The organism is Cryobacterium sp. TMT1-2-1 (assembly GCF_004403955.1).
Classification (GTDB): domain Bacteria; phylum Actinomycetota; class Actinomycetes; order Actinomycetales; family Microbacteriaceae; genus Cryobacterium; species Cryobacterium psychrotolerans.
On record NZ_SOHC01000078.1, the window covers coordinates 42,473 to 67,713 of the forward strand.

At 69.1% G+C, this 25,241-nt stretch carries 18 protein-coding genes; 10 read left to right on the forward strand and 8 right to left on the reverse strand.

Annotated elements, in window-relative coordinates; all coding sequences use genetic code 11:
• The first annotated feature begins 2 nt into the window (after positions 1-2).
• Entirely contained in the window at positions 3-1,133 is a 1,131-nt protein-coding gene (gene paaE / locus E3T33_RS14215; protein WP_092323521.1) for a 1,2-phenylacetyl-CoA epoxidase subunit PaaE, read from the forward strand.
• 26 nt (positions 1,134-1,159) lie between these two features.
• Positions 1,160-1,933 carry an enoyl-CoA hydratase/isomerase family protein gene (locus E3T33_RS14220; protein WP_092323520.1) on the forward strand — a complete coding sequence of 258 codons (774 nt, stop codon included), beginning with the start codon at positions 1,160-1,162 and terminating at the stop codon, positions 1,931-1,933.
• Between the two features lie 81 nt (positions 1,934-2,014).
• On the opposite strand, the gene E3T33_RS14225 is transcribed toward E3T33_RS14220, so the two are convergent.
• From E3T33_RS14225 to E3T33_RS14245, 5 genes are all read right to left on the reverse strand, one after another.
• Positions 2,015-2,722, reverse strand: coding sequence for an ABC transporter ATP-binding protein (locus tag E3T33_RS14225; protein ID WP_092323518.1), 708 nt, complete (start codon positions 2,720-2,722; stop codon positions 2,015-2,017).
• A complete protein-coding gene (locus tag E3T33_RS14230) occupies positions 2,719-4,635 on the reverse strand; it encodes a branched-chain amino acid ABC transporter ATP-binding protein/permease (protein ID WP_092323517.1) in 1,917 nt (638 codons plus the stop codon). Before E3T33_RS14230 ends, E3T33_RS14225 begins: the two co-directional genes overlap by 4 nt.
• Before the next feature lie 4 nt (positions 4,636-4,639).
• A complete protein-coding gene (locus E3T33_RS14235) occupies positions 4,640-5,512 on the reverse strand; it encodes a branched-chain amino acid ABC transporter permease (protein ID WP_166784508.1) in 873 nt (290 codons plus the stop codon).
• A gap of 2 nt (positions 5,513-5,514) precedes the next feature.
• Positions 5,515-6,699 (reverse strand): ABC transporter substrate-binding protein, encoded by a 1,185-nt coding sequence (locus E3T33_RS14240; protein ID WP_092323514.1) that lies wholly within the window; start codon positions 6,697-6,699, stop codon positions 5,515-5,517.
• 354 nt (positions 6,700-7,053) lie between these two features.
• The gene (locus E3T33_RS14245) at positions 7,054-7,947 is read right to left on the reverse strand and encodes a DMT family transporter (protein ID WP_134575614.1); all 894 of its coding nucleotides are present in this window, start codon (positions 7,945-7,947) and stop codon (positions 7,054-7,056) included.
• Between the two features lie 211 nt (positions 7,948-8,158).
• On the opposite strand from E3T33_RS14245, the gene E3T33_RS14250 reads away from it, so the two are divergent.
• Entirely contained in the window at positions 8,159-11,881 is a 3,723-nt protein-coding gene (locus E3T33_RS14250) for an ExeM/NucH family extracellular endonuclease (protein ID WP_134575616.1), read from the forward strand.
• 160 nt (positions 11,882-12,041) lie between these two features.
• Here the strand turns inward: E3T33_RS14250 and E3T33_RS14255 are convergent, their stop codons facing one another.
• A complete protein-coding gene (locus tag E3T33_RS14255) occupies positions 12,042-12,698 on the reverse strand; it encodes a fasciclin domain-containing protein (RefSeq protein WP_092323509.1) in 657 nt (218 codons plus the stop codon).
• A 330-nt stretch (positions 12,699-13,028) separates the two neighbouring features.
• On the opposite strand from E3T33_RS14255, the gene recQ reads away from it, so the two are divergent.
• From recQ to E3T33_RS14290, 7 genes are all read left to right on the forward strand, one after another.
• On the forward strand, positions 13,029-14,900 hold the full coding sequence (gene recQ / locus E3T33_RS14260) for a DNA helicase RecQ (protein WP_241982968.1): 1,872 nt from the start codon (positions 13,029-13,031) through the stop codon (positions 14,898-14,900).
• Positions 14,901-14,903: 3 nt separating this feature from the next.
• Positions 14,904-15,488 (forward strand): class I SAM-dependent methyltransferase, encoded by a 585-nt coding sequence (locus E3T33_RS14265; RefSeq protein ID WP_134575618.1) that lies wholly within the window; start codon positions 14,904-14,906, stop codon positions 15,486-15,488.
• A 179-nt stretch (positions 15,489-15,667) separates the two neighbouring features.
• The gene (locus E3T33_RS14270; protein WP_092323506.1) at positions 15,668-17,785 is read left to right on the forward strand and encodes an acyl-CoA dehydrogenase; all 2,118 of its coding nucleotides are present in this window, start codon (positions 15,668-15,670) and stop codon (positions 17,783-17,785) included.
• Positions 17,786-17,938: 153 nt separating this feature from the next.
• A complete protein-coding gene (locus tag E3T33_RS14275; protein WP_134575620.1) occupies positions 17,939-18,886 on the forward strand; it encodes an ATP-binding cassette domain-containing protein in 948 nt (315 codons plus the stop codon).
• On the forward strand, positions 18,883-19,722 hold the full coding sequence (locus tag E3T33_RS14280; protein WP_134575622.1) for an ABC transporter permease subunit: 840 nt from the start codon (positions 18,883-18,885) through the stop codon (positions 19,720-19,722). The genes E3T33_RS14275 and E3T33_RS14280 overlap by 4 nt, the downstream gene beginning before the upstream one ends.
• A 22-nt stretch (positions 19,723-19,744) precedes the next feature.
• A complete protein-coding gene (pip, locus tag E3T33_RS14285; RefSeq protein WP_092323502.1) occupies positions 19,745-20,701 on the forward strand; it encodes a prolyl aminopeptidase in 957 nt (318 codons plus the stop codon).
• A 9-nt stretch (positions 20,702-20,710) separates the two neighbouring features.
• Complete coding sequence (locus E3T33_RS14290) at positions 20,711-21,586, forward strand: neutral zinc metallopeptidase (RefSeq protein ID WP_092323500.1); 876 nt, start codon at positions 20,711-20,713, stop codon at positions 21,584-21,586.
• A gap of 27 nt (positions 21,587-21,613) precedes the next feature.
• Here the strand turns inward: E3T33_RS14290 and E3T33_RS14295 are convergent, their stop codons facing one another.
• Both E3T33_RS14295 and E3T33_RS14300 read right to left on the reverse strand, forming a co-directional pair.
• The gene (locus E3T33_RS14295) at positions 21,614-22,375 is read right to left on the reverse strand and encodes a CDP-alcohol phosphatidyltransferase family protein (protein WP_092323499.1); all 762 of its coding nucleotides are present in this window, start codon (positions 22,373-22,375) and stop codon (positions 21,614-21,616) included.
• A gap of 11 nt (positions 22,376-22,386) precedes the next feature.
• Complete coding sequence (locus tag E3T33_RS14300; RefSeq protein WP_134575624.1) at positions 22,387-25,236, reverse strand: fibrinogen-like YCDxxxxGGGW domain-containing protein; 2,850 nt, start codon at positions 25,234-25,236, stop codon at positions 22,387-22,389.
• Between the last annotated feature and the right edge of the window lie 5 nt (positions 25,237-25,241).

A 25,241-nucleotide genomic window follows, 5' to 3' on the forward strand; every position in this document is an offset into this window, starting at 1 on the left:
CCATGGCAGCAACAAATCTCGGCGCCCCGCGCTCCGGTGCAACGAAGCACCGCGCGAAGTTCCACACCCTGTCCGTCGCCGAGATCCGTCCGTTGACGGCCGACAGCGTCGAGGTGACCTTCGCGGTGCCGGAGGACCTGCAGGGCGAGTTCGACTATGTGCCGGGGCAGCACCTCGCGCTCCGGGCCACGGTCGACGGCCACGAGCTGCGGCGCAGCTACTCGATCTGCCGGCCGCCGACCTCCGGCTCGGTCAGCGTGGCCATCAAGCGCGACCTCGGCGGAGCCTTCTCCACCTGGGCCAACAGCGAACTGGCCGTGGGGCAGCGCCTCGACGTGATGAGCCCGCAGGGCACCTTCACGACCGCGCTGCACGAGCTCGACGGCAAGCACATCGTCGGCATCGCCGCCGGGTCCGGCATCACCCCGCTGATGTCGCTCGCCCACACGGTGCTCGCGCACTCCGACAGCTCCCGGTTCACCCTCGTCTACACGAACCGCACCGCCCTCGACGTCATGTTCCTCGACGAACTGGCCGACCTCAAGGACAGGTACCCCGCGCGGCTGGCGCTGCACCACGTGCTCTCCCGCCAGCAGCGTTCCTCCACCCTGCTGTCCGGGCGGATCGACGAGGAGAAGCTCCGGCTGATGCTCGACACGATCATCCGCCCCGCCTCGGTCGACGAGTGGTTCCTCTGCGGACCCTTCGAGCTGGTGCAGCTGTGCCGCGACACGCTCGAGAGCGCCGAGGTAGAGCCCGAGCACGTGCGGTTCGAACTGTTCACCACCGGCGAGCCCTCGGCCGCCGGCGGTGACACCGGGCGACCGGTCATCGTCGCCCCCGGCGACAAGACGTACGAGATCGAGTTCACCCTCGACGGGGAGAGCGCCACCGTCACCACGCCGGTCAACGCGAACGAGAGCATCCTGAACGCCGCCCTCCGCGTTCGCCCCGACGTGCCGTTCGCCTGCGCCGGCGGGGTCTGCGGCACCTGCCGTGCCAAACTCGTCAGCGGTGACGTGACGATGACCGAGAACTACGCCCTCGAACCCGAGGAGCTGGCCCGCGGCTACGTGCTCACCTGCCAGTCACACCCGACCACCGACAAGGTCGTCGTCGACTACGACGGATAGCGCGAAGGCGCAGTAAGGCGGATGCCGTGATCGACCTGACCATCCAGGACGACGTTGCCCACGTGGTGCTGAACGCGCCCGAGAAGATGAACTCGCTCGATCCGGCGGCCCTCGCCGAGCTCGAGGCCGCCTACGCGAGCGCAGAGGCCGCCGGAGTGCGCGCCCTGGTGCTGCGCGGCGAGGGCCGCGCCTTCTGCGCCGGCCGGGACATCTCCGGCGTCGACCCCGCGACCGACGACGTGATGGGCTACCTCGGCGGACTCGTGACCCCGTTGCTCGAGCGGATGAGCGCGTTCCCCGCGCCCACCTTCGCGATCGCCCACGGGGCCTGCCTGGGCGTCGGCCTCGGCCTCCTGATCGCGACGGACGTCGTCTACGTCGCCGACACCGCGAAGATCGGTTCCCCGTTCGCGAATCTGGGGGCCACGCTCGATTCGGGCGGCCATGCCCTCTTCGTCGAACGGCTCGGCGCGCACAAGACGCTCGACCTGATCTACACCGGACGGCTCATGTCCGGAACGGAGGCCGTCGCCTCCGGCCTGTTCAGCCAGGTCTTTCCGGCAGATGAGGTCCTGGCGGCGACGGTCCGGGCGGCCACCCGGGCGGCCTCAGGGGCCACGCAGGCGTTCCTCGCCAGCAAGGAGCTTGTGCGGGCGCTCCGCGACGAGCGCCTGGGCCTCTGGCAGAGCATGTCCGCCGAGAACGCGGCCCAGGCGGCCCTCTGCGCGACCGCGGATTACCGGGAGGGCTTCGCCGCCTTCCAGCAGAAACGCACACCCGCGTTCACCGGCCGCGCCTGACCGGCTCCCACCCGCAGAAGGAGGGGCGCGCACCCGCGGGTGCGCGCCCCTCCTTCTCGTTCGCGTGCGCCGCGCGGCCGGCTACACCGACGCGCCGCCGAGGTAGGCGTTGTGCACCTCGGGCAGTTCGACGAGTTCGGCCGGCGTGCCCGTGAGCGCGACCCGTCCGCGGTGCATGACCACGGCGCGGTGCGCGATCTTGAACGAGGCGCGCACGTTCTGTTCCACGAGCAGCACGGCGAGCTGCTTCTCGACACAGAGCCGGGAGAGCACCTCCATGATCTCGGAGACGACCTTCGGCGCGAGGCCGATGGACGGTTCGTCGAGCATGATCGCCGTCGGATCCGCCATCAGGCCGCGCCCGATGGCGACCATCTGCTGTTCGCCGCCCGAGAGGGTGCCGGCGGCCTGTCCCATGCGGGCCTTGAGCCGGGGGAACAACTCGAGCACCGAGTCGACGTCGCCGTGGCCCTTCTTCGTCCAGGCGCCCAGCATCAGGTTGTCGCGCACCGACAGGGTCGGGAAGACCAGCCGGTTCTCGGGGACGTGCGTCAGGCCGAAGCCCGCCATCTTCTCCGTAGGCTTGCCCGTGATGGTGCGTCCCTCGAGGGTCACGGTGCCCGCGGTGGGTCGGATGAGGCCGCTCACGGCGCGAAGCAGGGTCGTTTTTCCGGCCCCGTTCGAACCCACGACGGCGAGGATTTCCCCTCGGCTCACCTCGAACCCGACCTCGTGCAGCACCGCGAGCTGCCCATAGCCGGCGTTGAGACCGGAAACGATGAGCGTCATGCGTGCTCCTCCAACTCGTTCAGTTCGGCTTCGGCCTCGTCGAGGTCAGTGCCGAGATAGGCGACGACAACGGCCGGATCATTACGCACCGTCTCCGGATCCCCGTGCGCGATGAGCACTCCGTCGTCGAGCACCGCGACATGGTCGGCGAGTGACATCACCTGGGCCACATCGTGCTCGACGAGCACGATCGTGAGCCCGGCAGTCCGCAGCCGGCGCAGGAGCTCGGCCATCACGTCGCGCTCGTGGCCGGACAGTCCGGCCATGGGCTCGTCGAGCAGCAGCAGCGCCGGCTCCGCGGCCAGGGCCCGGCAGACTTCCATCATGCGCTGCTTGCCGAACGGCAGCGCGGAGGCCGAGTCGTCCGCGGCATCCGTCAGCCTCATCGACTTCAGGATTTCGTAGGATGCGGCCCGGTGGGCGCCCTGCTCGTGCGCCTGCAACCCCAGCATTCCGCGGAGCACGCCGGCGCGTCCCTTGCGGTACCGGCCCATGTACACGTTGCCGACGACATCCGTCGAGGTGAACACCTGCAGGTTCTGGAAGGTGCGGGTCAGGCCGTGCGAGGCCGCCACGTGCGGCTTTTTGCCCGAGATGACCTGGCCGAGGAACGTGACCGTGCCCGCAGTCGGCGTCAGCGCCCCGGAGATCATGTTGAAGCAGGTCGTCTTCCCGGCGCCGTTCGGGCCGATCAGGCCCAGGATGGTACCGGCCGGCACGGTGAGGCTCACGTCGTTGACGGCGACGACGCCCCCGTACCGCTTGGTCAGGCCGGAGATCACGAGGATCGGTTCGCCGGCTGCGACCGGCGTGCTCACCGCCGGGAGCTGCGGGATCGTCGTGTCGTCCTCGGCGGCGGTGGCATGTGCGTCAGCGGCCCGGCGGTTGCGGGCGAAGGGCAGCTTCCGCCAGAGCGTGATTGTCGCCTGGTAGAGGCCGCCGGGCAGGAGCAGGATCACCAGGATGAGCACGATGCCGTAGCCGAGCAGCTGCACCTCGCCGGTCGCGCCGGGGAAGATGGCCGGGATGACCTCGCGCATGCCCTCTCCGAGGAACTGCACGAGGAACGCGCCCGCGACCGCGCCCCAGACCGACCCGAGACCGCCGATGACCACCATCAGCAGGATCGAGACCGACAGGTGGAACTCGGCCGTTGTCGGGCTCACAATCGCGACCTGGTAGGCGTAGAAGACGCCGCCGAGTGCGGCGAATCCGGCGGACAACACGAACACCTTGAGCCGCAGCGCATACGTGTTGACGCCGAGGCTCTCCGCCGCGAGTTCGGAGTCGTTGACCGCCGAGAGCGCACGTCCGGCGCGGCTGCGGGTCAGGTTGAGGGCCAGGACCAGCCCGATCACGACGAACGGCGTGATGAACCAGAGGAAGAAGCCGCTGTTGTCGATGGGGATGCCGAACACCGTCGGCCGGGGGATGCCGTAGATGCCTGTCGTTCGACCGGTGACGTCCCATTCGCGCACCGCGATCATCACGATGAAGCCGAGCCCGAGCGTGGCCAGGGCGAGGTAGTGGCCGCGGAGGCGCATCAGCGGAAGCCCGACGAGCAGGGCGACCAGCATGGCGGCTGCCACGCCGATGGCTGCCGCGACCGGGCCGGGGAGGTCGAGTTTGGTCAGCATGATCGCGTGCGTGTACGCGCCGATCGCGAAGAACGCCGCCTGCCCGAGGCTGACCTGTCCGGCCAGTCCCATCAGCAGATTGAGCCCGATGGCGGGCAGCGCGAAGATCATCGCGAAGACGACGATGTTCATCATCGAGGAGCTGGCCGTGAAGGGGATCACGAGCATCAGGGCGACGAGGATGCCGCCACCGATGAGCGTGCCCTTGTTGTTCGTCCAGAAGCTGGCCCGGGGGGCGAGTTTGCCCACGAAGGTTGGTTTGGTGGAATCTGTCATGTCGCTACACCCTGACCGCTGTGGGCTTGAGAACGAGACCCTGTGGCCGGACGACCAGCACAAGGATGAGGATGAGGAAGGCCGCGCCGTCCCTCAGGCCCGAGCCGACATAGCCGGCCACGTAGGCCTCGATCACGCCGAGCAGGAGGGCTCCGATGATCGCCGCGCGGAAGGAGACGAAGCCGCCGAGGACGGCGGCGACGAAGCCCTTGAGGCCGAGCAGCACGCCGCCCGACCAGAGCGAGAGGTAGATCGGGGAGGCCACCACGCCGGCGACACCCCCGACGAAACCCGCAATCGCGAAGGCCAGCACGGACGCGGCAACGGGGGAGATCCCCACGATGCGCGCCGCAACCGGCTGCTCCGCGCACGCCCGCAGCGCCTTGCCCCAGCGCGATTTCTCGTAGAAGAGCACGATGCCGCCACCGACCACGATGAGCGCGCCCATCATCCAGAACTCCTGCGAACGGATGCTCACCCCGCCGATGAGGAGGTTCGTCCCCGGGAACAGGGGTACCCCCCGGGCCTCCGGGCCCCACGCCAGCAGCATGATCGCCTGCAGGAGCGTGGAGATTCCGAGGGTCAGGATGATGGACAGGAGCGGAGTCAGGTTCTTCACCCGCGATATGACCAGCCGTTCCATCGCGATCGCCACGAGGGTGACCGAGAGGATGGCGACCAGGATAGCAACGATGAGCGGCATGCCCGCCGACACCAGCCAGATGGAGCCCAGGCCGGCGAGCATCGCGAACTCACCCTGGGCAATGTTGATCACATGGCGCACGGTGTAGACGGCGATCAGGCCGACGGCGAGCAGGGCGTACACAGATCCCTGTGACAGCCCTGCCACCGTCAGTTGCAGGAAATCAGTGAGCACGGTCAGTCCTTGACGAGGTTCCAGCGGCCGTCCTGCGCCTCAGCGAGGATCAGTGCGGATGCGTCGAGGCCCGAGTGGTTCTCCGGGCTCATCGTGAAGACGCCGGAAATTCCGGTGAACTCGGCCTTCTCGAGCTCGTCGCGCAGGGCGTCGGCGTCGGTGCCGGCTTCCTTGATCGCGTTGACCGCGATGTGCCAGGCGTCGAACGCGTGGCCGGCGAAGCCGGAGGGCTGCTCACCGTACGCCTCGCTGTAGTCGGCTTTGAACTTTTCGATGACCTCGCGCTGGGGGTTGTCGGCATCCAGCTGGTCGGCGACGAGCAGACGGCCCATCGGCGCGATGACGCCGTTGGCCGCGTCACCGGCCGCGTCGAAGAACGCCTGGTTGGAGATGCCGTGCGAGTGGTAGACCGGCTTGTTCACGCCGAGCTGCACGTATGCCTTCTGGGCCAGTCCGGCCGAGGGGTTGATGCCCCAGATGATGACGGCGTCGGCGTCGGAGGAGCGAACGCCGGTCATCTGCGGGGTGAAGTCAGTCGCGCTCGGCTCGAAGGACTCGGTCGTGACGAGGGTGATGCCGCGCTCGGAGCCGAGTGCGGTGATGTAGTCCGCGATCCCTTCGCCGAATCCGGTGGCGTCGCGGACGAGGGCCAGCTTCGTGTAGCCCTTTTCCTTGGCGTCATTGAGGATGGTCTCGAGCACGACGACATCGTTCTGCGCGGTCTTGAAGACCCACTCGGAACCCTCGACGATGGCCACATTGGCGGCGACGGAGATCATCGGGATCTTCGCGGCTTCGGCAATGGGGCGCATGGCCAGGCTGGGGCCGGTGCGTGACGCGCCGATGATGATGTCGACCTTGTCGCTCTCGATCAGCTTGCTCGTGGCCTTGGCGGCGCCATCCTCGGTCGACTGGTTGTCCACGATGGTGAGCTCGACCTCGCGGCCGTCAATGCCGCCGTCGTCGTTGAGCTGTTCGGCCAGCATGTTGAGTGTGTTCTGCTCGGGGACGCCCAGGCTGGCACCCACTCCCGTGACGTCGAGCACCGCGCCGATCTTGATCGGCCCCTTCTCCGCGTCGCCGTCGGGGGCGCTGTCGCCGCCGAGGTTGGCGGTGCTGCATCCGGACAGGGCGAGGGCCGTGACGAGCGCAAGCGGCGCGATAACGCGCAGGCGAGACTTCTTCATTGAATCTCCTTCGGTGGGGACGGGCAATTAGTGACCGAACAGTCGGTCACTAATTGGCGTGCTTTCACAGTAGCCGTGGCCAATCGCCGGGTGCAAGCGGTGAGCACCCCCGGCGGGTAACGAGTTGGTGACGGAAGGCCCGGCATTGTTCCGGCGTGTTGCTGCGCGTTTCGCCCGGACGCGCGCAATAACATCCATGTATCACCGGTCCGCATGCGGGACGGGGACACCCGTTCGCCTCTCCGCCACAATTCGGGTTTGTGGTCGAAAGAGCAAACGATCAACACCTGTGGGGCGCCGAGCGCCCCACAGGTGCAATCCCGCCCCAGGTGAGCGCTCCCGTGGACCTTCGCCTTACGCGACGGAGAGCATCGCGGCAGCGGCCAGCGCCAGGGCCAGTCCCGCCCACTGCACGGGGGCGATGCGCTCCCGGAGCACGAGCGCGGCGAGCAGGATCGTTCCGGCCGGATACATCGCGGTGAGCACGCTCATCACGCTCAGTTCGCCGGCCCGGATCCCGAGGAGCAGCAGGAAGTTGGCGACCACGTCGACCACGCCGCATGCCACCGCCAGCGCGAGTCCCGCCCGGAGGGTGGCCGTCGCCTCGGGGGAGCGGGGCAGAGGCGCAACCCGCAGGGATCGGCGCCGGTTCCACGCCACGAAGGCGATGACTCCGAGCACGCAGAGCATGATCCCACCATTCACCGCCCGGTTGAGCACGAGCGGCACCAGCCCGCTGTCATTTGGGGTGAGGTCGATCATGATGATGAAGGCGCCAATCATGATCCCCGAGCCGATCGCCATCAGCACGCCGGTAAGGCTCGGCCGCACGGCGCCCCGCTCCGGCACGAAGCCGACCAGCACCACCGCGACCAGGGCGAGCCCCAGCGCCCAGTAGCCGATCGGGGCGAGCAGGTCGCCCCCGATCAGGCCGACGGTCGCCGGCACGACCGCCGACACGACGGCGGTCAGCGGGGAGAGGATGCTCATCGGTCCGACCGCGAGGCAGGCGTACAGCAGCGAAATCGCGATCGCGCCGCTGACGCCGGAGAGCGCGCCCCAGGCAACGGCCTCGGCCGACCAGGTTCCGCCGACGATGGGGAATGCCAGGAGGAGCACCACGAGGCCGGTGAGCGCGGCGACGGCCGTCGCCAGCATGGCGCTGATGCGCTTCGCGGCGAGGCCGCCCAGGAAGTCGGCGGCACCGAAGATGAGTGCCCCGGTGAGGCCGTAGAAAGCGGTGAGCATAGAGGTTCAGCCTAGAGCGTCGGCGGGCACCCGCATTTGCGCACCGTACGGCGTCCGGCAACTTAAGAGCAGACGACGAACGTTGCGCATCCGTAGACCCGCTGGGCGCTCGTCCCTAGACTCTGGCTACCCCCAGCCGGGTGGCCCTACAAGGGGCGACGGTCCGTGGGCGCCCGACACCCATGGTCACCCACCCAAGGAGCTCAAGGTTATGAGTCACGTCGTCCCACGTACCCCCATCGAACTGCTCCCGCAGGGCGCCGCACGGCGCGCCCGCCGGGGCCGGGCCGTCGCCCTGGCGACGGCCGCGGCGCTCGGCCTGTCCATGCTCGCGGCCACTCCCGCGCACGCGGCCACGGTCACCCACACGATTGCCGCGGTCCAGGGCACCGGAGCGGCGAGCCCGCTCGTCGGAGCGACCGTCACCGTGGAGGGCATCATCACGGCCGACCACCGCGTCGGCGGCTACCGGGGCGTCTACCTGCAGAGCGCCGGTTCCGGTGGGCCAACGGACGCGACGCCGGGCGCCTCGGACGGCGTCTTCATCTTCCTCGGATCGGCCAACCCGGCCGTCGCCCTCGGCGACCTGGTGCGGGTGACCGGTCCGGTGAGCGAGTACTTCGGCCTCACCCAGGTCACCGGCTCTGCGGCGGGCGCGGTTGAGCTCGTCACCGCCGCGGTCGGCGTGCCGGCGGCAACCGCCCTGCCCGACACCCTCGTCGGCAGCGGCCGGGAGCAGCTGGAAGGCATGCTCGTCGCGCCGGCCGGAACCTACCTCGTCAGCTCGAGCCACCAGCTCTACAACTTCGGCACGCTCTGGCTGTCGGCCGGCACCAGGCCGCTCGTCAAGAGCACCGAGCAGGCGCCGCCCGGACCCGACGCGACCGCGATCGCGGCCGCGAACCGGGCCAACCGGATCCTCCTCGACGACGGTTACAACATCCAGATCGGCAATGCCGCCCACATCGGCGACCAGCCGTTCTTCACGGCCGGCCAGGTCGTGCGCGTCGGTGACACGGTCACCTTCCCCGGCGGGCCCGCCGTGCTGTCCTATGGTTTCAACGACTGGCGGCTGCAGCCGATCATGCCGATCACCGATGCCAGCGACGCCGAGGACAAGCCGGTCTTCGCCGCGTCGAACCCGCGCCCGGCCGCCGCCCCCGAGGTGGGCGGAGACATCCAGGCCGCAGCCTTCAACGTCTTCAACTACTTCACGACCCTGAGCAGCGAGAACCCGGCCGCCCGCGGCGCCGCCACCCAGGCACAGTTCGACATCCAGAAGTCCAAGATCGTTGCGGCCATCAACGGCCTCGACGCTGACGTGGTCAGCCTGATGGAGATCGAGAACTCGGTCAAGCTCGGCAAGCCGATCGACAGTGCCCTGGCCGACCTGGTCGCAGGGCTGAACGCCGCGCTCGGGAAGAAGAACGTCTGGGATTACGTTCGCACGCCGGCCGCGTTGGGCGACCCGGCGATCACCGACGCGATCACCAACGCGATCATCTACAAGAAGTCGGAGCTGACGCCGCGCGGTGCCAGCCGCACCCAGATCGACGAATCCGTCTGGGACATCGCGCGCGAACCCATCGCCCAGACGTTCACCTTCGGCCCGAAGGTCGTCACCGTCGTGGCCAATCACTTCAAGTCGAAGAGCGGATCCGGCGCCGAGCCGGCCGACGGCCAGGGGAAATTCAACGCCGAGCGCGTCGAGCAGGCCCAGGCCCTCGTGACGTTCGTCGGCGACCTGCAGGACTCCTCGGAAAGCGACGATGTTCTGCTGCTCGGCGACTTCAACGCCTACTCGCAGGAAGACCCGATGAACGTGTTCACCCAGGCGGGCTACGTCGACCTGGTGAGGGCGAAGACCACCGGCCAGTACACCTACACCTTCGACGGCGAGCTCGGCTCGCTCGACCACGCGGTCGCGACGCCCAGCCTGGCCGCCTCGGTCACGGGCGCCGGCGTGTGGGGGATCAACGCGGCCGAGTGGGGTGACCGCGGCTACGCATACCCGGCGGCCGAGGCCGGCACCCCGTTCCGCTCCAGCGACCACGACCCGATCAAGGTGGGCATCTCCAAGAAGGTGCTCCCGGTGGAGGTCAGCGTCGTCACCGTCAACGACTTCCACGGTCGACTCGAGCAGAGCGGAGCCTCCGGCGGCGCCGCGACGCTCGCCGGAGCGGTGAAGCAGGTGCGCGCCAAGAACCCCAACACGGTCTTCGCCGCCGCCGGCGACCTGATCGGGGCGTCGACGTTCACCTCCTTCATCCAGCAGGACAACCCGACCATCGACGCGCTCAACCTGGCCGGGCTCGACGTTTCCGCGGTCGGCAACCACGAGTTCGACCAGGGCTTCGCCGACCTGAAGAACCGGGTCATGCCGCGGGCCCAATGGGAGTACCTGGGTGCCAACGTCTATGACAAGAACACCGGAAAGCCGGCCCTCCCCGAGTACTACGTGGAGGACTTCAACGGCGTCTCCGTCGGCTTTATCGGGGCGGTCACGAACGAGCTGCCCTCGCTGGTGAGCCCGTCCGGCATCGCTGACCTCGAGATCCGAGACGTCACCGTGGAAACCAACCGCGTCGCCGACAATCTCCGCGACAAGAACCCCGACAACGGCGAGGCCGACGTCGTCATCCTGCTCGTGCACGAGGGTGCCGCGACGACGAATGTGAGCACGGCCACCGACGATTCGTCGTTCGGTCGGATCGTGACGGGCGTCGATGCCGACGTCAACGCCATCGTCTCCGGGCACACTCACCTTGCGTACAACCACGTCATCAACGGTCGGCCGGTCGTCTCGTCCGGGCAGTACGGTGAGTTCTTCGGTCAGATGAACATCTCCTGGGACCCGGTGGTCAAGAAGCTGGTCTCGATCAACAACTCCATCCTGCCGCTGATGGATTCGACGAAGAACCCGCCGGTAGCCCTCTACCCGGCAGACGCCGCGGTCGCCCAGGTGGTCGCAGCCGCCGTGGCCCAGGCGGCACCGCTCGGCGCGGTCAAGGTCGGCCAGGTCACGGCCGATTTCAACCGGGCCAAGCAGTCCAGCGGCAGCGAGAACCGCGGCGGGGAGTCCACACTCGGCAACTTCGTCGCCGACGTGCAGCTCTGGGCGACGGCGCCGGCGGGAGCCGAGATCGCGTTCATGAACCCCGGTGGGCTCCGGGCCGACCTGAAGTTCCTGAGCTCGGGAGCCGGCGACCCCGACGGCAACGTCACCTACAAGGAGGCCGCGGCCGTCCAGCCGTTCGCCAACACGCTGGTCACCATGGACCTCACCGGTGCGCAAATCCGGCAGGTCCTGGAACAGCAGTGGCAGCCCGCGGGCTCCAGCCGGCCGTTCCTCAAGCTCGGTGTGTCGAAGGAACTGACCTACACGTACGATCCCACGGCGGCGGCGGGCGGCAGAATCACGCACGTCTTCCTCAACGGGACCCAAGTGCAGCCGGCCGACACTCACCGGGTCGTCGTGAACTCGTTCCTCGCCTCCGGCGGAGACAACTTCACCACGCTCGCATCCGGAACGGTACGGGCCGACTCCGGCAAAGTCGACCTCCAGTCGATGGTCGACTACTTCGCCGCATCCGGAACGGCTTCACCGGACTACGCGCAGCGCGCGGTCGGTGTGAAGCTCTCCGCCGCCGATGCCAACGGGTACAGCGCCGGGGACATCGTGACGGTCACGTTGTCCTCGCTGTTGTTCAGCGCGGGCGAGCCGGTTCTGGGCCTCGTGGGCGTTGCGCTCGCCGGAAACTCGCTGGGCACCGCACCGATCGATCCGGCGATCGTGACCGGGACGGATGAGGTGGGCCGGGCAACCGTGTCGATCACCATCCCGGGCGGCGTCACCGGAGCCCAGCAGCTCCTGGTGACCGTCCCGGGCGCCGGTACCAGGGCAGTCGTCCCGATCACCATCACCGCGCCGTAGGTGTGAGCCTGCCCCGCCGCAACACCTCTGGTTGAGTTGCGGACAAAGCACCTTCACTTTCGCAGCGAGGGTACTTTCTCCGCAACTCAGCCAGGAGGGGCGACGGGATAACGCGAGAGGCCCGCCACCCCCTGGGGGTGGCGGGCCTCTCGCATGGGGACTACTTGGTCGGCATCAGCACCGAGTCGATGAGGTACACGGTCGCGTTGGCGGTCTGAACGCCACCGCAGATCACGTTCGCGTCGTTGACCTTGAGGTTGTCGCCGCTTCCGGTGACCTCGACGGTGCCGCCCTGGACGGTCGTCTGCATGCCGGCGATGGCGTCAGGGGCGATCTGGCCGGGAACCACGTGGTAGGTCAGGATGCTGCTGAGCGTCGCTGCGCCCTCGGGGGTCTTCAGGGTCTCGAGGGTCGCGGCGTCGATCTTGGCGAATGCCTCATCAACCGGAGCGAAGACGGTGAACTCGTCACCGTTGAGGGTGTCGACCAGGTTGACGTCCTTGTTGATCTGACCGGAGACCGCGGCAGCCAGCGTCTTCAGGAGCGGGTTGTTGGATGCGGCGACCGCGACGGGGTCGGCCGACATGCCGTCGATCGAGCCGGCACCATCCGGAACGGCCTCGCCGTAGGCGGCGCAGCCGGTTCCGACGAGGTTGGCTGCCGGGTCGTTCTCCATGGCGGGGGCTTCGCTCGTAGTGGACTTGGGCTCCTTCGCCGTGTCGGCGCTGGTGGCGCCCATGGAACATGCGGACAAGCCGAGCACTGCGATCGAAGCAATGGACACTGCCGTCAGCGTCTTACGTGTAATGAGTCGCATTGGAGATTCTCCTTGGATGAGGTGGCCCACCTGGTGTGCGGCCTTCACAGCTTCATTCGGAGCCCCTGCCGATCCGGTTTGGGGGAATGTGGAAGGCAATCTCAAAACCGGTCTCCTCCGAACACCCTCCGACAGGCGCCGGGGGATGGCGCCGGGGGTCCCGGGTAGAGTGGCCGGGTGAGCTGGAACGCCGAAACACCGTGGGATCCTGACGAGTTCGAACCACCCGAGGACTTCGACGCGCCGCCCCCGCCGGACACCTACTCCGACCAGGCATCCGGGCCGATGGATGCTCCCGGCGCCGGCGCCGGCGGCCCCGGCGCCGCGCGAATGGCCCCGCCCGCGCCGATCGCGGCGACCGTGAAGTTCGCGACCGCGGCCGAGGCGCTGCACACCGTCTTCGGCTACGACTCGTTCCGCGGCGAGCAGGCCGCCATCATCGACCAGCTCATCGGCGGCGGCGACGCGGTCGTGCTCATGCCCACCGGCGGCGGCAAGAGCCTCTGCTACCAGATCCCGTCGCTCGTGCGGGCTGGCACCGGCATCGTCGTCTCCCCGCTGATCGCCCTCATGCAGGACCAGGTCGACGCCCTCACCGCCGTCGGCGTGCGGGCGGCGTTCCTCAATTCCAGCCAGGATGCCGCCTCCCGCGGCCAGGTCGAACGCGACTACCTCGCCGGCAACCTCGACCTGCTCTACGTCGCCCCGGAGCGGCTCTCCTCCGAGGCCACCAAACGGTTCCTCGACCGGGGCGCCATCTCCCTCTTCGCCATCGACGAAGCCCACTGCGTGTCGCAGTGGGGGCACGACTTCCGCCCCGACTACCTCGCCCTGTCCGAGCTGGCCGACCGGTGGCCCGACGTGCCGCGCATCGCGCTCACGGCCACGGCCACGGATGCCACGCACAAGGAGATCACCACCCGCCTGCAGCTGGGCGACGCGAAGCACTTCGTCGCGAGCTTCGACCGGCCGAACATCCAGTACCGCATCGTGAGCAAGCTCGAGGTGCGCAAGCAGCTCCTCGCATTCATCCGTTCGGAGCACGCGGACGACGCGGGCATCGTCTACGCCCTCAGCCGCAAGACCGTCGAACAGACCGCCGAGTTCCTGCGGGCCAACGGCGTCAATGCGATGCCGTACCACGCGGGACTCGACGCCGGCCTGCGCGCCCGCACCCAGTCGCGGTTCCTGCGCGAGGAGGGCGTCGTCATCGTCGCCACGATCGCGTTCGGCATGGGAATTGACAAGCCCGACGTGCGTTTCGTCGCCCACATCGACCTGCCCAAGTCGGTCGAGGGCTACTACCAGGAGACCGGCCGCGCCGGCCGCGACGGTGCCCCCGCGACGGCCTGGCTCGCCTACGGCCTGCAGGACGTCGTGCAGTTGCGACGCATGATCGACCAGTCGCCCGGCGACATGGCGCACCGCCGCAAGCTCTCCGCGCACCTCGACGCCATGCTCGCGCTCTGCGAAACCGTGCACTGCCGACGGGTCAACCTGCTGCGCTACTTCGGCCAGCCGAGCGAGCCCTGCGGCAACTGCGACACCTGCCTCGAGCCGCCCGTCGGCTGGGACGGCACCGTCCCCGCCCAGAAACTGCTTTCCACCGTCGTGCGCCTGCTGCGGGAGCGCAATCAGCGCTTCGGCGCCGGGCACCTCATCGACATCCTCCGCGGCAAGACGACCCCGCGCAGCACCCAGCACAAGCACGAGCAGCTCGCCACCTGGGGCATCGGCGCCGACCTGAGCGACCAGCAGTGGCGCGGCATCGTGCGCCAGCTGCTGGCCCAGGGGTTCCTCGCCCCCGAGGGCGAATACGGCACGCTGGCCCTCACGGATGCCGCGGCCGACGTGCTCGCCGGCACCCGCCCCGTGCAACTCCGCACCGAGCCCGACCGTCCCGACCGCCCCGCTCGCCGGTCCGCGGCTGCGAAGAGCGTGGCCAGGGCCGGCGTCGCCGACCTCACCCCCGGGCAGGAGACGCTGTTCGAGGCGCTGCGTGCCTGGCGCTCGGCCGCGGCGAAGGAGCAGGGCGTCCCCGCCTACATCGTCTTCGGCGACGCCACCCTGATCGCCGTCGCGGCCGCCGGCCCGGCGACACTCGGCGAGCTCGACGGCATCAGCGGGATCGGCGCGAAGAAGCTCGAGGCCTACGGTGAGGCGCTGCTGGGCGTGGTCGCGACGGGCGTGGGCGCGGCGTAGCGCATGGACTGGACCGGCTACTACGACGCGCAGGCCGGTCGCGCCGTGCGGTCGGTCGTGCTTCAGGCCCCCGCCAGTCGGGACGACGCCCCACCCGGCGTGGCGATCGACATCGGCTGCGGCGAGGGAACCGAGACCCGTCACCTGCTCGCGAACGGATGGCGCGTGCTCGCGATCGACGCGGACCCCACCTCCGAGGCGCGCGTGCGCGCGGGCCTTACGCCCGAACAGCTCGCCCGCCTGACCTTCCGCCGCGCCCGATTCGAAGACGTCGGCGTGCTCCCCGCCGCCGACCTCGTCTACTCGACCTTCGCGCTGCCGTTCTGCGAATCGGTGGCGTTCCCGACAGTGTGGTCGGGCATCCGTGCCGCGCTGAAGCCCGGCGCCTGGTTCGCCGGCGAACTGTTCGGCCCGCACGACTCCTGGTCCGGCCGCGCCGACATGAACTTCCACGACCGCGCCGACGTGCAGGCGCTGCTCGCCGGACTGACCGTGCATACCCTCGATGAAGACGACCGGACGGGCCAGTCCGCCTTCGGCCCCCGGCACTGGCACGTCTTCCACATCATCGCCCACAACCCCGCCTGATCGAACCACGATTGTGGACGGTCGCAGGTGCAAACGGCCATGAGCTGTGGGAACCTACAAAACGGATGCCGGGCGCAGCGGGCTTCTTTGTAGCCCCGTCACGCACCATTTCCGCCGACTCCGAGCCCGCCCTAACGTGGAGAAAATTCCTGTTCCGCGCGAAAGACGAAGGACCGACGATGGTTGACACCGCCCAGCGCCCCACCACCCCCACCACCTCGACCGACGCCAGCGTCGACACCGGACCGATCAAGATCGCCGGCGACCCGAGTGCCCCGGCAGTCGACCTGCCGACCCTCAACCGGCAGCTCCTCGGCACCTGGGCCGACGTGCGCCTCGCGGCGCGCGAGCTCACCGCACGGCCGGAGATGCAGCGCATCGAGGGACTCTCCATGGACGAACACCGCAGTCGCGTCTTCGGCCAGTTGAAGGTGCTCGCCGACCTCGGCCACGTGCACCGCGCCTACCCGAAACACCTCGGCGGCCAGGACGACCAGGGCGGCAATATCGCCGCCTTCGAAGAGCTCGTCACCGCCGACCCCAGCCTGCAGATCAAGGGCGGCGTGCAGTGGGGCCTTTTCGGTGCCGCCGTCCTCCACCTCGGAACGAAGCCGCACCACGACGCCTGGCTGCCGGACATCATGAGCCTGAAGATCCCCGGCGCCTTCGCCATGACCGAGATCGGGCACGGCTCGGATGTCGCGAGCATCGGTACGACGGCGACCTTCGATTCCGAAACCGACGAGTTCGCCATCCACACCCCGTTCCGGGCCGCGTGGAAGGACTACCTCGGCAATGCCGCGAAGGACGGCGTCGCCGCCGTCGTCTTCGCCCAGCTGATCACCCGGGGGGTGAACCATGGGGTCCACGCCTTCTACGTGCCGATCCGCGGCGAGGACGGCGCCTTCCTGCCGGGCGTCGGCGGTGAGGACGACGGCCTCAAGGGCGGCCTGAACGGCATCGACAACGGACGGCTGCACTTCACGAACGTGCGCATCCCGCGCACGAGCCTTCTCAACCGGTACGGAAACGTCGACGCCGACGGCACGTACACGAGTTCGATCGACAGCCCGGGCCGCCGCTTCTTCACCATGCTCGGCACGCTCGTGCAGGGGCGGGTGTCCCTCGACGGCGCGGCGACCCAGGCATCCGCACTCGCGCTGACCATCGCCATCACCTACGGCGGCCAGCGCCGGCAGTTCACGGCCGGCAGCGAGACCGATGAAGAGGTCGTCCTCGACTACCAGCGGCATCAGCGCCGGCTGCTGCCGCGCCTGGCCACCACCTACGCCCAGACCTTCGCGCACGACGAGTTCCTGGTCACCTTCGACAAGGTCTTCAGCGGCAAGGCCGATACCGATGACGATCGCCAGGACCTCGAGACCCTCGCCGCCGTGCTCAAGCCCCTCTCCACCTGGCACGCCCTCGACACGCTCCAGGAGGCTCGCGAGGCCTGCGGCGGCGCGGGCTTCATGGCGGCGAACCGCCTCGTCGGCCTGCGTGCCGACCTCGACGTCTACGCCACATTCGAGGGCGACAACAACGTGCTCCTGCAGCTGGTCGCCAAGCGACTGCTCACCGACTACAGCAAGAAGTTCGCCTCGGCGGATGTCGGCGCCCTGGCCCGGTACGTCGTGCAGCAGGCCGCGGACCGGGCCTACCACGGCACGGGCCTCCGCACCCTGGCCCAGGCCGCCCGGGACTTCGGCTCCACCGCCCGCTCGGTCGGGCAGCTGCGCGACACGAACGTGCAGCGGCAGCTGCTCACCGACCGGGTCGAAACAATGATCGCCGACGTCGCCGGGAAGCTCCGCTCGGCGAACAAGCTGCCGCGAAAGCAGGCCGCCGACCTGTTCAATTCCCACCAGAACGAGCTGATCGAGGCCGCCCGCGCGCACGGCCAGCTCTTGCAGTGGGAGGCCTTCACCCGGGCCGTCGAGACGACGGATGACGCGGGCACCCGGCAGGTGCTCACCTGGCTGCGCGACCTGTTCGGGCTTGGCCTGGTCGAGAAGAACCTGGCCTGGTACCTCATCCACGGCCGGTTGTCCGCGCAGCGTGCGCAATCGGTGACGGCCTACATCGACCGCCTCATCGCCCGGCTGCGTCCGCACGCGCAGGACCTCGTCGACGCCTTCGGCTACACCCAGGAGCACCTGCGCGCCCCGATCGCCAGTGGCATCGAGCTCGAGCGCCAGAACGAGGCGCGCGAGTACTACCGGAAGCTTCGGGACAGCGGCACGGCGCCGGTCCAGGAGAAGGCGGTGAAGGCCGTGAAGGCCGTGAAGGCGAAGTAGAACGCGCCCGCCCGCCTGCCGGGGCAGGCTACCATTCCCGCCCCGGCCTCCCCTCGGCCGGCGTTCGGGTTGCGGCGGTAGTGTCGAGGCTGGTCAGCCGCGCGCCGATCGCCACGCCCACCGCCCCCCACTGATAGACGAACGAGGACAGCGATGATCCAGGCACAATCCCTGACCAAGCACTACGGGAGCAAGACGGCGGTCGACGCGGTCGACTTCACGGTGCAATCCGGCAAGGTCACTGGTTTCCTGGGGCCGAACGGCGCGGGCAAGTCCACGACCATGCGCATGATTGTGGGGCTGAGCCGCCCCACCGCCGGGTCGGTCACGGTGAACGGCAAGCACTACCACGAGCACTCGGCCCCGCTCCGCGAGGTGGGGGTCCTCCTCGACGCCAAGGCCGTGCACACCGGGCGCTCGGCCTACAATCACCTGCTTGCCATGGGCGCCACGCACGGCATCCCGGCCCGCCGGGTTCGGGAGGTCATCGAGCTGACCGGCCTCGAGACCGTGGCGCGCAAGCGTGTGGGCGGATTCTCCCTCGGCATGGGACAGCGCCTGGGCATTGCCGCGGCCCTGCTCGGCGACCCGGCGACGCTCATCCTCGACGAGCCGATCAACGGCCTCGACCCCGAGGGCGTCCAGTGGGTGCGTCGTCTCGTACGCCATTTCGCGGCCGAGGGCCGGACAGTGCTGCTGTCCTCGCACCTGATGAGCGAGATGGCGCTCACCGCCGACCACCTCATCGTGCTCGGGCGAGGCCGCGTGATTGCGGATGCCCCGGTGGCCGACATCATCGGAGCCGCCACGCGCAGCACGGTGCGGGTTCGGAGCCCTCACGCCGGCCACCTCTCCACCCTGCTCACCCGGCCGGACGTCACCGTCACCGTCCTGGAGCCGGACGTGCTCGAGATCGTCGGCATCGCCGCGTCGGAAATCGGCGATCGGGCGGCCTCCGCGGGCATCGTGCTGCACGAGCTGACCCCGCTCTCCGCCTCCCTCGAAGAGGCGTACATGACCCTCACTCAGAACGAGGTGGAGTACCGCACGGCCGGCTCCCCGGATTCCAACGCGCCCGAACTGCAGGAGGCCGCACGATGAGCACCACGACCGCACCCCCGGCAGCGCCCTCCGCCGCACGGCTGCCGACCGCTTCCGGCCTGGCCTTCGCCGGCATCCTCCGCTCCGAGTGGATCAAGCTGCGTACGGTTCGCTCCACCTCGTGGTCGTACGCCATCGTCGTGGTCATCTCGCTCGGCATGGCGGCGATCATGTCCCTCGCCCTGGACCTGCCAGGCGGGGCGGACTTGCCGGCGGCCCTGCAGACCAGCTTCGTCGTGCAGGCCTCGACGTTCGGTGTCTTCTTCGGCCAACTCGTCGTCGCCGTGCTCGGCGTGCTCGTCGTGAGCGGGGAGTACTCCACCGGAATGATCAGGTCGACGCTCACCGCGGTGCCTCGTCGGCTGCCCGCGCTCTGGGCGAAGGCGGCCGTGCTGTTCACGGCCACCGTGCTGGTCGGCTCCGTCGCCAACGTCGGATCGTTCCTGGTGGCCGCGCCGATCCTGGCCGGGAAAGGGATCCACGCGAGCCTGTTCGACGGCGCCGTGATCATCCCCCTGCTGGCCGGCGCCCTCTACCTGGCCCTGGTGGCCGTCTTCGCCCTCGGCGTGGGCGCCATCCTGCGGAGCAGCGCCGGCGGAATCGCGGCGACCCTCGGGATGCTCCTGCTGCTGCCGATTGTGCTGTCGATGATCCCGGCCACCTGGGCGACCGATCTGATGCCGTATCTGATCTCCAACGCCGGCGCCGGCATGATGGCTTCGGGCGGGCCTGCTCCGGCGATCCTGGAGCCGTGGCAGGCGCTGCTCGTCGTGCTGGGCTGGCTGGTGGCGAGCCTGGCCGGTGCGGCCCTGCTGCTGAAGCGTCGCGACGCGTAGCGGCGGGTAATAGGCTCGTCCCATGCGAGAGTTCTATCCCGAAATCGAACCGTACGAGACCGGTATGCTTGACGTGGGGGACGGCCAGGCCCTGTACTGGGAGGCATCCGGAAACCCCGACGGCAAGCCGGCGGTCTACCTCCACGGCGGCCCCGGAGGCGCGTCGAGCGCCACACAGCGCCGCGTCTTCAACCCGGAGAAGTACCGGATCATCCTCTTCGACCAGCGCGGATGCGGCCGGAGCACGCCGCATGCGAGTGAGCCGGCCGCGGACCTCGAGGCGAACACCACCTGGCACCTAGTGGCCGACCTGGAGAGGCTCCGCGCGCACCTCGGCATCGACAGCTGGCTGGTCTGCGGCGGCTCGTGGGGCAGCGCCCTCGCCCTGGCCTACGCACAGACCCACACAGAGCACGTCACCGAGCTCGTCGTTCGCGGCATCTTCACCCTGCGCCCGGTCGAGCTGGACTGGTTTTACGAGGGCGGCGCCGCGGCGATTTACCCTGACCTGTGGGAAAGCTTCCTGGCCCCGGTGCCGGTCGACGAACGCGGCCACCTGATCGAGGCCTACGGCCGACTGCTGCACGACCCGGACCAGGCCGTTCGCGAACGCGCCGGCATCGCCTGGTCCACGTGGGAGTCGTCCACGATCACGCTGCTGCAGCAGCCGGAGACGATCGCGCACTTCACCGAGCCCGCTTTCGCGGTTGCGTTCGCCCGGATCGAAAACCACTACTTCCAAAACGGCGGCTGGTTCGAGCCGAACCAGCTGATCCGGGACGCGGGCAAGCTGAAGGACATCCCCGGGGTGATCGTGCAGGGCCGCTACGACATGTGCACCCCGGCGTTCACCGCCTGGGAGCTGCACAAGGCGTGGCCCGAGGCCGAGTTTCACATGATTCCGGATGCCGGCCACGCCTTCGACCAGCCCGGCAACCTCGACGCCATCATCGCGGCGACCGACCGCTTCGCGGCGTAGCCTGTCCAGATGACGTTCAACGACAATGCCAACATCGGCGGCGGCAGGGCAAGCAAGCGCGGGCGCAACACCGGCATCGCCGTCGGTGGAGGTGGCCTGGGCGTCGTCGCCCTGATCATCCTGTCGCAGATCCTCGGCGTCGACCTGACCGGACTGGTCGGCGGCGCCGGACCGCAGCCCACCGGCTCCTCCCTCGAGAACTGCCAGACCGGCGCCGACGCCAATGCCGACATCGACTGCCGGATGAAGGGGGCTGCGGCTTCGCTCGACTCCTACTGGGCCAACGAGCTGCCCGCACTCGGCGTGGACTACCAGCCGCCGCAGGACCTCTCGCTGTTCACCGACAGCGTCAGCACCGGCTGCGGCGGCGCCTCGAGCGCGACCGGCCCGTTCTACTGTCCGCCCGACGCCACGATCTACATCGACACGGCGTTCTACGACGAACTGCGCACGCGTTTCGGCTCCTCCGGGGGGCCGCTGGCCGAGATGTATGTCGTCTCGCATGAGTGGGGCCACCACATCCAGAACATCACGGGGGTCCTCGAGAAGTCCCAGGACGGGCGCACCGGAGCCGGCTCCAACGCGGTTCGCGTCGAGCTGCAGGCCGACTGCTACGCCGGCGCCTGGGCCGGCTCCGCATCGACGACGGAAGATCCGAGCGGAGTCCCGTTCCTCGAGCCGATCACCCCGGCGCAGATCCGGGACGCGCTGAGCGCCGCATCCGCCGTCGGTGACGACCGGATCCAGCAGGCCACGCAGGGCCAGGTCAATCCGGAGGGCTGGACGCACGGTTCGAGCGAGCAGCGGCAGCGCTGGTTCATGACCGGTTTCGAGCAGGGCGCGGACGGCTGCGACACGTTCGCACCGGGCGACGCCGCGCTCTGAGCGCCGCAGAAACTGAGAAGCCGCGGTTCAGCGCTTCCGCAGCACGGTCAGCCGCACGTACTTGCGGCGCATGGACACGGCCGCATGGACGGTGTTGGCCAGGAACATGGCCGCGTAGACCCACACGAAGATCGACGGCATCCCCCAGAGCAGGAAGATCCAGCACAACGTTCCGTTATCCGTGGGCACTAAGAGGAGAGACTGCTTGATCCCGGAGGCATCGGACCGAGGTGCGGCCGCGCCGGAGAGCTGCTCGGCCAGGATCTGGCTCATGAACTGGCCGACGCTGACGAGGCAGTAGCCGATCGCGATCAGCAGGGGCCAGGTGCCGATCCCCGGCACGGCGCTCAGCCCGATCAGGGTTGCCAGGTGCAGCGCAGGGGTGCGGATCGCGTCGACAACATGGTCGAGCCATTCGCCGGCAGCGCTCCCGCCGCCGCCGAGCCGGGCGACCTGCCCGTCGGCGGAGTCGAGCACGTAGCCGGCGGCGAGCAGCACCCCGACCGCGACTCCGAGCGGGGCGGTCGTCGGCACCGTGACCATGAGCGCAAGCGCGACGAAAGACAGTGCCGCGGATGCCGCCGTGACGGCGTTCGCCGACCAGCCGGCGGAATATGCGGCCGCGGCCGCGAACCGGGCGAGGCGCCGGTTGACCCAGCGGGTATAGGCGGGCACCCCGCTTGCCGGCTTCTGGGCCGATCCGAGCCGGGCCAGGGCCACGCTGAACCGTCTGTCACTCCCGGCGCTGGTTTGAGCCGCCTCGAAGGTGGATGAGTGGGCGTGGGACATCCGTGGACCCTCTATTTCACGACGGCCGACAGCTCGAAGCTGGCGCTTGGTGTGGCACGGTAATTGGAGTGGACCTCCGCGGTGATCACATTGGTGCCCGCGACGAGGGTCGAGCCGGGGACCTGCACGACGACCGGGTTGGCCAGGGCGGTGCTCGCCGAGATGGCCGAGATGGCATAGGTGCCGCTCGTCACGGTGCCCGACGGCATGTTCACCCGGGTGATCTCCACGCCGTTCAGGTACACGACGATGCCGTCGTCTGCCCGCGTCGTCACCTCGACCGTTCCGACCTGGGCCGGATCGGCGACCGTGAAGGCCTTGCGGTAGTAGGACGTGAGCGGTTTGGGGGTCGCGGCGGTCAGGGTCGTCCCCAGGGTCGCCTGGCCCCAGCCGAGAGGCGCGGGGCCGGTCGGCCAGCTCGATGCGTCATACGTCGGCGCTTGCCAGCCCGGCGCCGGGTCGGTCGCGGAGTAGTAGTAGCTCCAGGAGCTTCCCGCGCCGATCAGCGTTGCGTCCGCGGGCGGCGGCGGAGGCGGCGGCGCAGCCGTGTCGGCCGTGACCGCCGGGGTGCTGGCCGAGCGGTTGCCGGAGGGATCGACGGCGCGAACGAAATATTTCGTCCCCGCCGGCGCGGCCGGAACGGTCAGCGATGTCGACGTGGTCGCCGCGATGACGCGGTCCTGGCGCAGCACCTGGTATGTGACGGAACCACGGTTGTCCGTCGAACCGCTCCAGCCCAGCGCGTCACCCCCGGCGGTCACCGCGGCTGTGAGCCGCGACGGGATGGTCGGCGCCTGCGTGTCGTTGTGTGCGAACCGCACGAAACCGCCCGACCACTGGGACACGAACCCGGCCTTGAACGAACTGCTGTAGTCGCCGCCGAACCAGGTGGTCCCGGTCGAGTCGTTGAACAGGGCCCATGCTCCGGCGCCGGCGCGCTGGCTCACGATGGGACTGAAGGCGTTGAGGTACTTGCCCGTCGCGTTGTCCCAGGCCCCGGCGCTGCTGATCTTCGATGCCTGGGTCCAGTTCGTGCCGATCGTCGGCCACCTCCGTGCCCCGGAATAGTTCGTATAGAAGCAGTGGCAGCCGCCGTAGACGACGGATCCGTCACTCGAGATCGCCTGGAAGTCACCTCCCGACTTGGTGATGTTGGTGCTCAGCTCGGACATCGCCGCGCGGTCGTAGCTGTACAGCATGTGGTTGGATCCGCCGATCCACACCCTGCTGCCGACCTCCCTGACGGCCTGCTGGTAGTTGTTCGCACTCGAGAAGTCGATGGTCCACGGGACCACCGTGGCGTCCGCGGTTCTGATCGCGGCGCCCTTGACGGCGGCTGTGGTCTTCGACGTGGTGAAGTACCCGGCGTAATAGGCGCGGTCTCCCCGGGCCGAAGCGTCGAGCGAGATCACGGTCCCATTGAATTCAGGGTTCCAGGTGCGGTCGGGGGTGCCGTCGGTCGCGGCTATCCGGCCCGCGGACCGCATGTACCTCTGGGATGTCGCGGTACCTCCGGTCATGTGGGTGAAGGCCCCGCCGAGATAGAGCCAGTTGTCCTGCACGTCGAGTGAACGAACCACGGGCACGCCGCCGGCGATGTTGTTGAAGATCTTCGTGGTGTAGCTCGCGTCGGTGGCCCCCGTGGTCGGATCGAGCACGACGAAGGCGGCGCGGGAAGCCCCGTTCACCGTGCTGAAGTAGCCGCCGACGGCCAGGCGTCCATTGGGCAGCACGGCGAGCGCCTTGACCTGGTTGTTGAAGGTCGGCCGGAACGAGGAGATCCATTCCCCGGTCCGCACATCGAAGGCAGCGAGGTAGGGCTGCGTGACCTTGCCGCTTCCCGCCGAGTTCCGCTGCACCGCGAGGAAGTTCCCGCCGACGTAGACGATGCCGTTGCCCTCTGCGAAGGCGGAGACCTCGTTGCTGCCCTCGGTCGTGGACGGCCCGGCGCCCAGCCCGGTGACTCCCCAGACGGTCGGCGCGGCGAAGCTCTGCGCCACCCCCGCGTTTTCGGACTTCGCGGTGCCCGAGTCGGGGATGGCCGAGAAGATGGTGGAGCTCAGCAGCTTCGGCCTCAGGTACACCTGCGTGAACGGGCGCGGATTGGGGGCGGTCGAACTCGGTGCCCAGAGGTAGCTGCTCGCACTGGTCGTGCCGCGGGCGGCCGTGCCGAATCCGAAGCCGGGCTTCCAGCCCTGGTTCACGGTCGTGATCGTCTCGATGCGCTCCAGGCCGGTGCCGGACCCGAAGGCGGCCGTTTGGCCGCCGGTGCCGGAGGCCGCGCCGATCTTCCAGGAGCCGAGGCGCTGCTCGTTGTTGAACATCCAGGACCAGTCGTCGCGCGGCGAGGAGAACGTGAATGTGGATTCCTGCCATGCGGTCCCGGTGGCGTTCGTTGCGCGCCGCAGCCGCACGCCGTCCGAGAGAGACTTGACGGCGGCCCCGTTCAGGAGCGCGCGGATCACGGCAGCCGAAAGCTGGGCCGGGGCGAAGGCGGCCTGCCCGGTGATGGTTCCGCTCACGGTGGCCGGGCTGCCCTTGCCCTCGTCGGACTGCGACCAGTCCTCCCGGCCGCGTCCGACGAGCACCCAGCCGCCCCCGCCGGTCGTCTGGTCGCAGTAGAAGCGGTCCGGCGCTCCCAGCGCGGGCGTGCCCAGCCAGTAAACGCCGCTCGGAGCGGAGGGAGTGACCTGCTTGATTTCCCAACAGGATGCCGCGGCGCTCGCTGCCGTCAACCCGTTGGGCACCGGCAGGCTCGCGGCATTCGCGGCGGTCGGCGTCAGGACGGATGCCAGCAGGACGCCGGCGGTGAGCCAGGCGGCACGTCGCGTGGCGGCGGGTCCGGTACCTGAGCGCTGCATGTCGG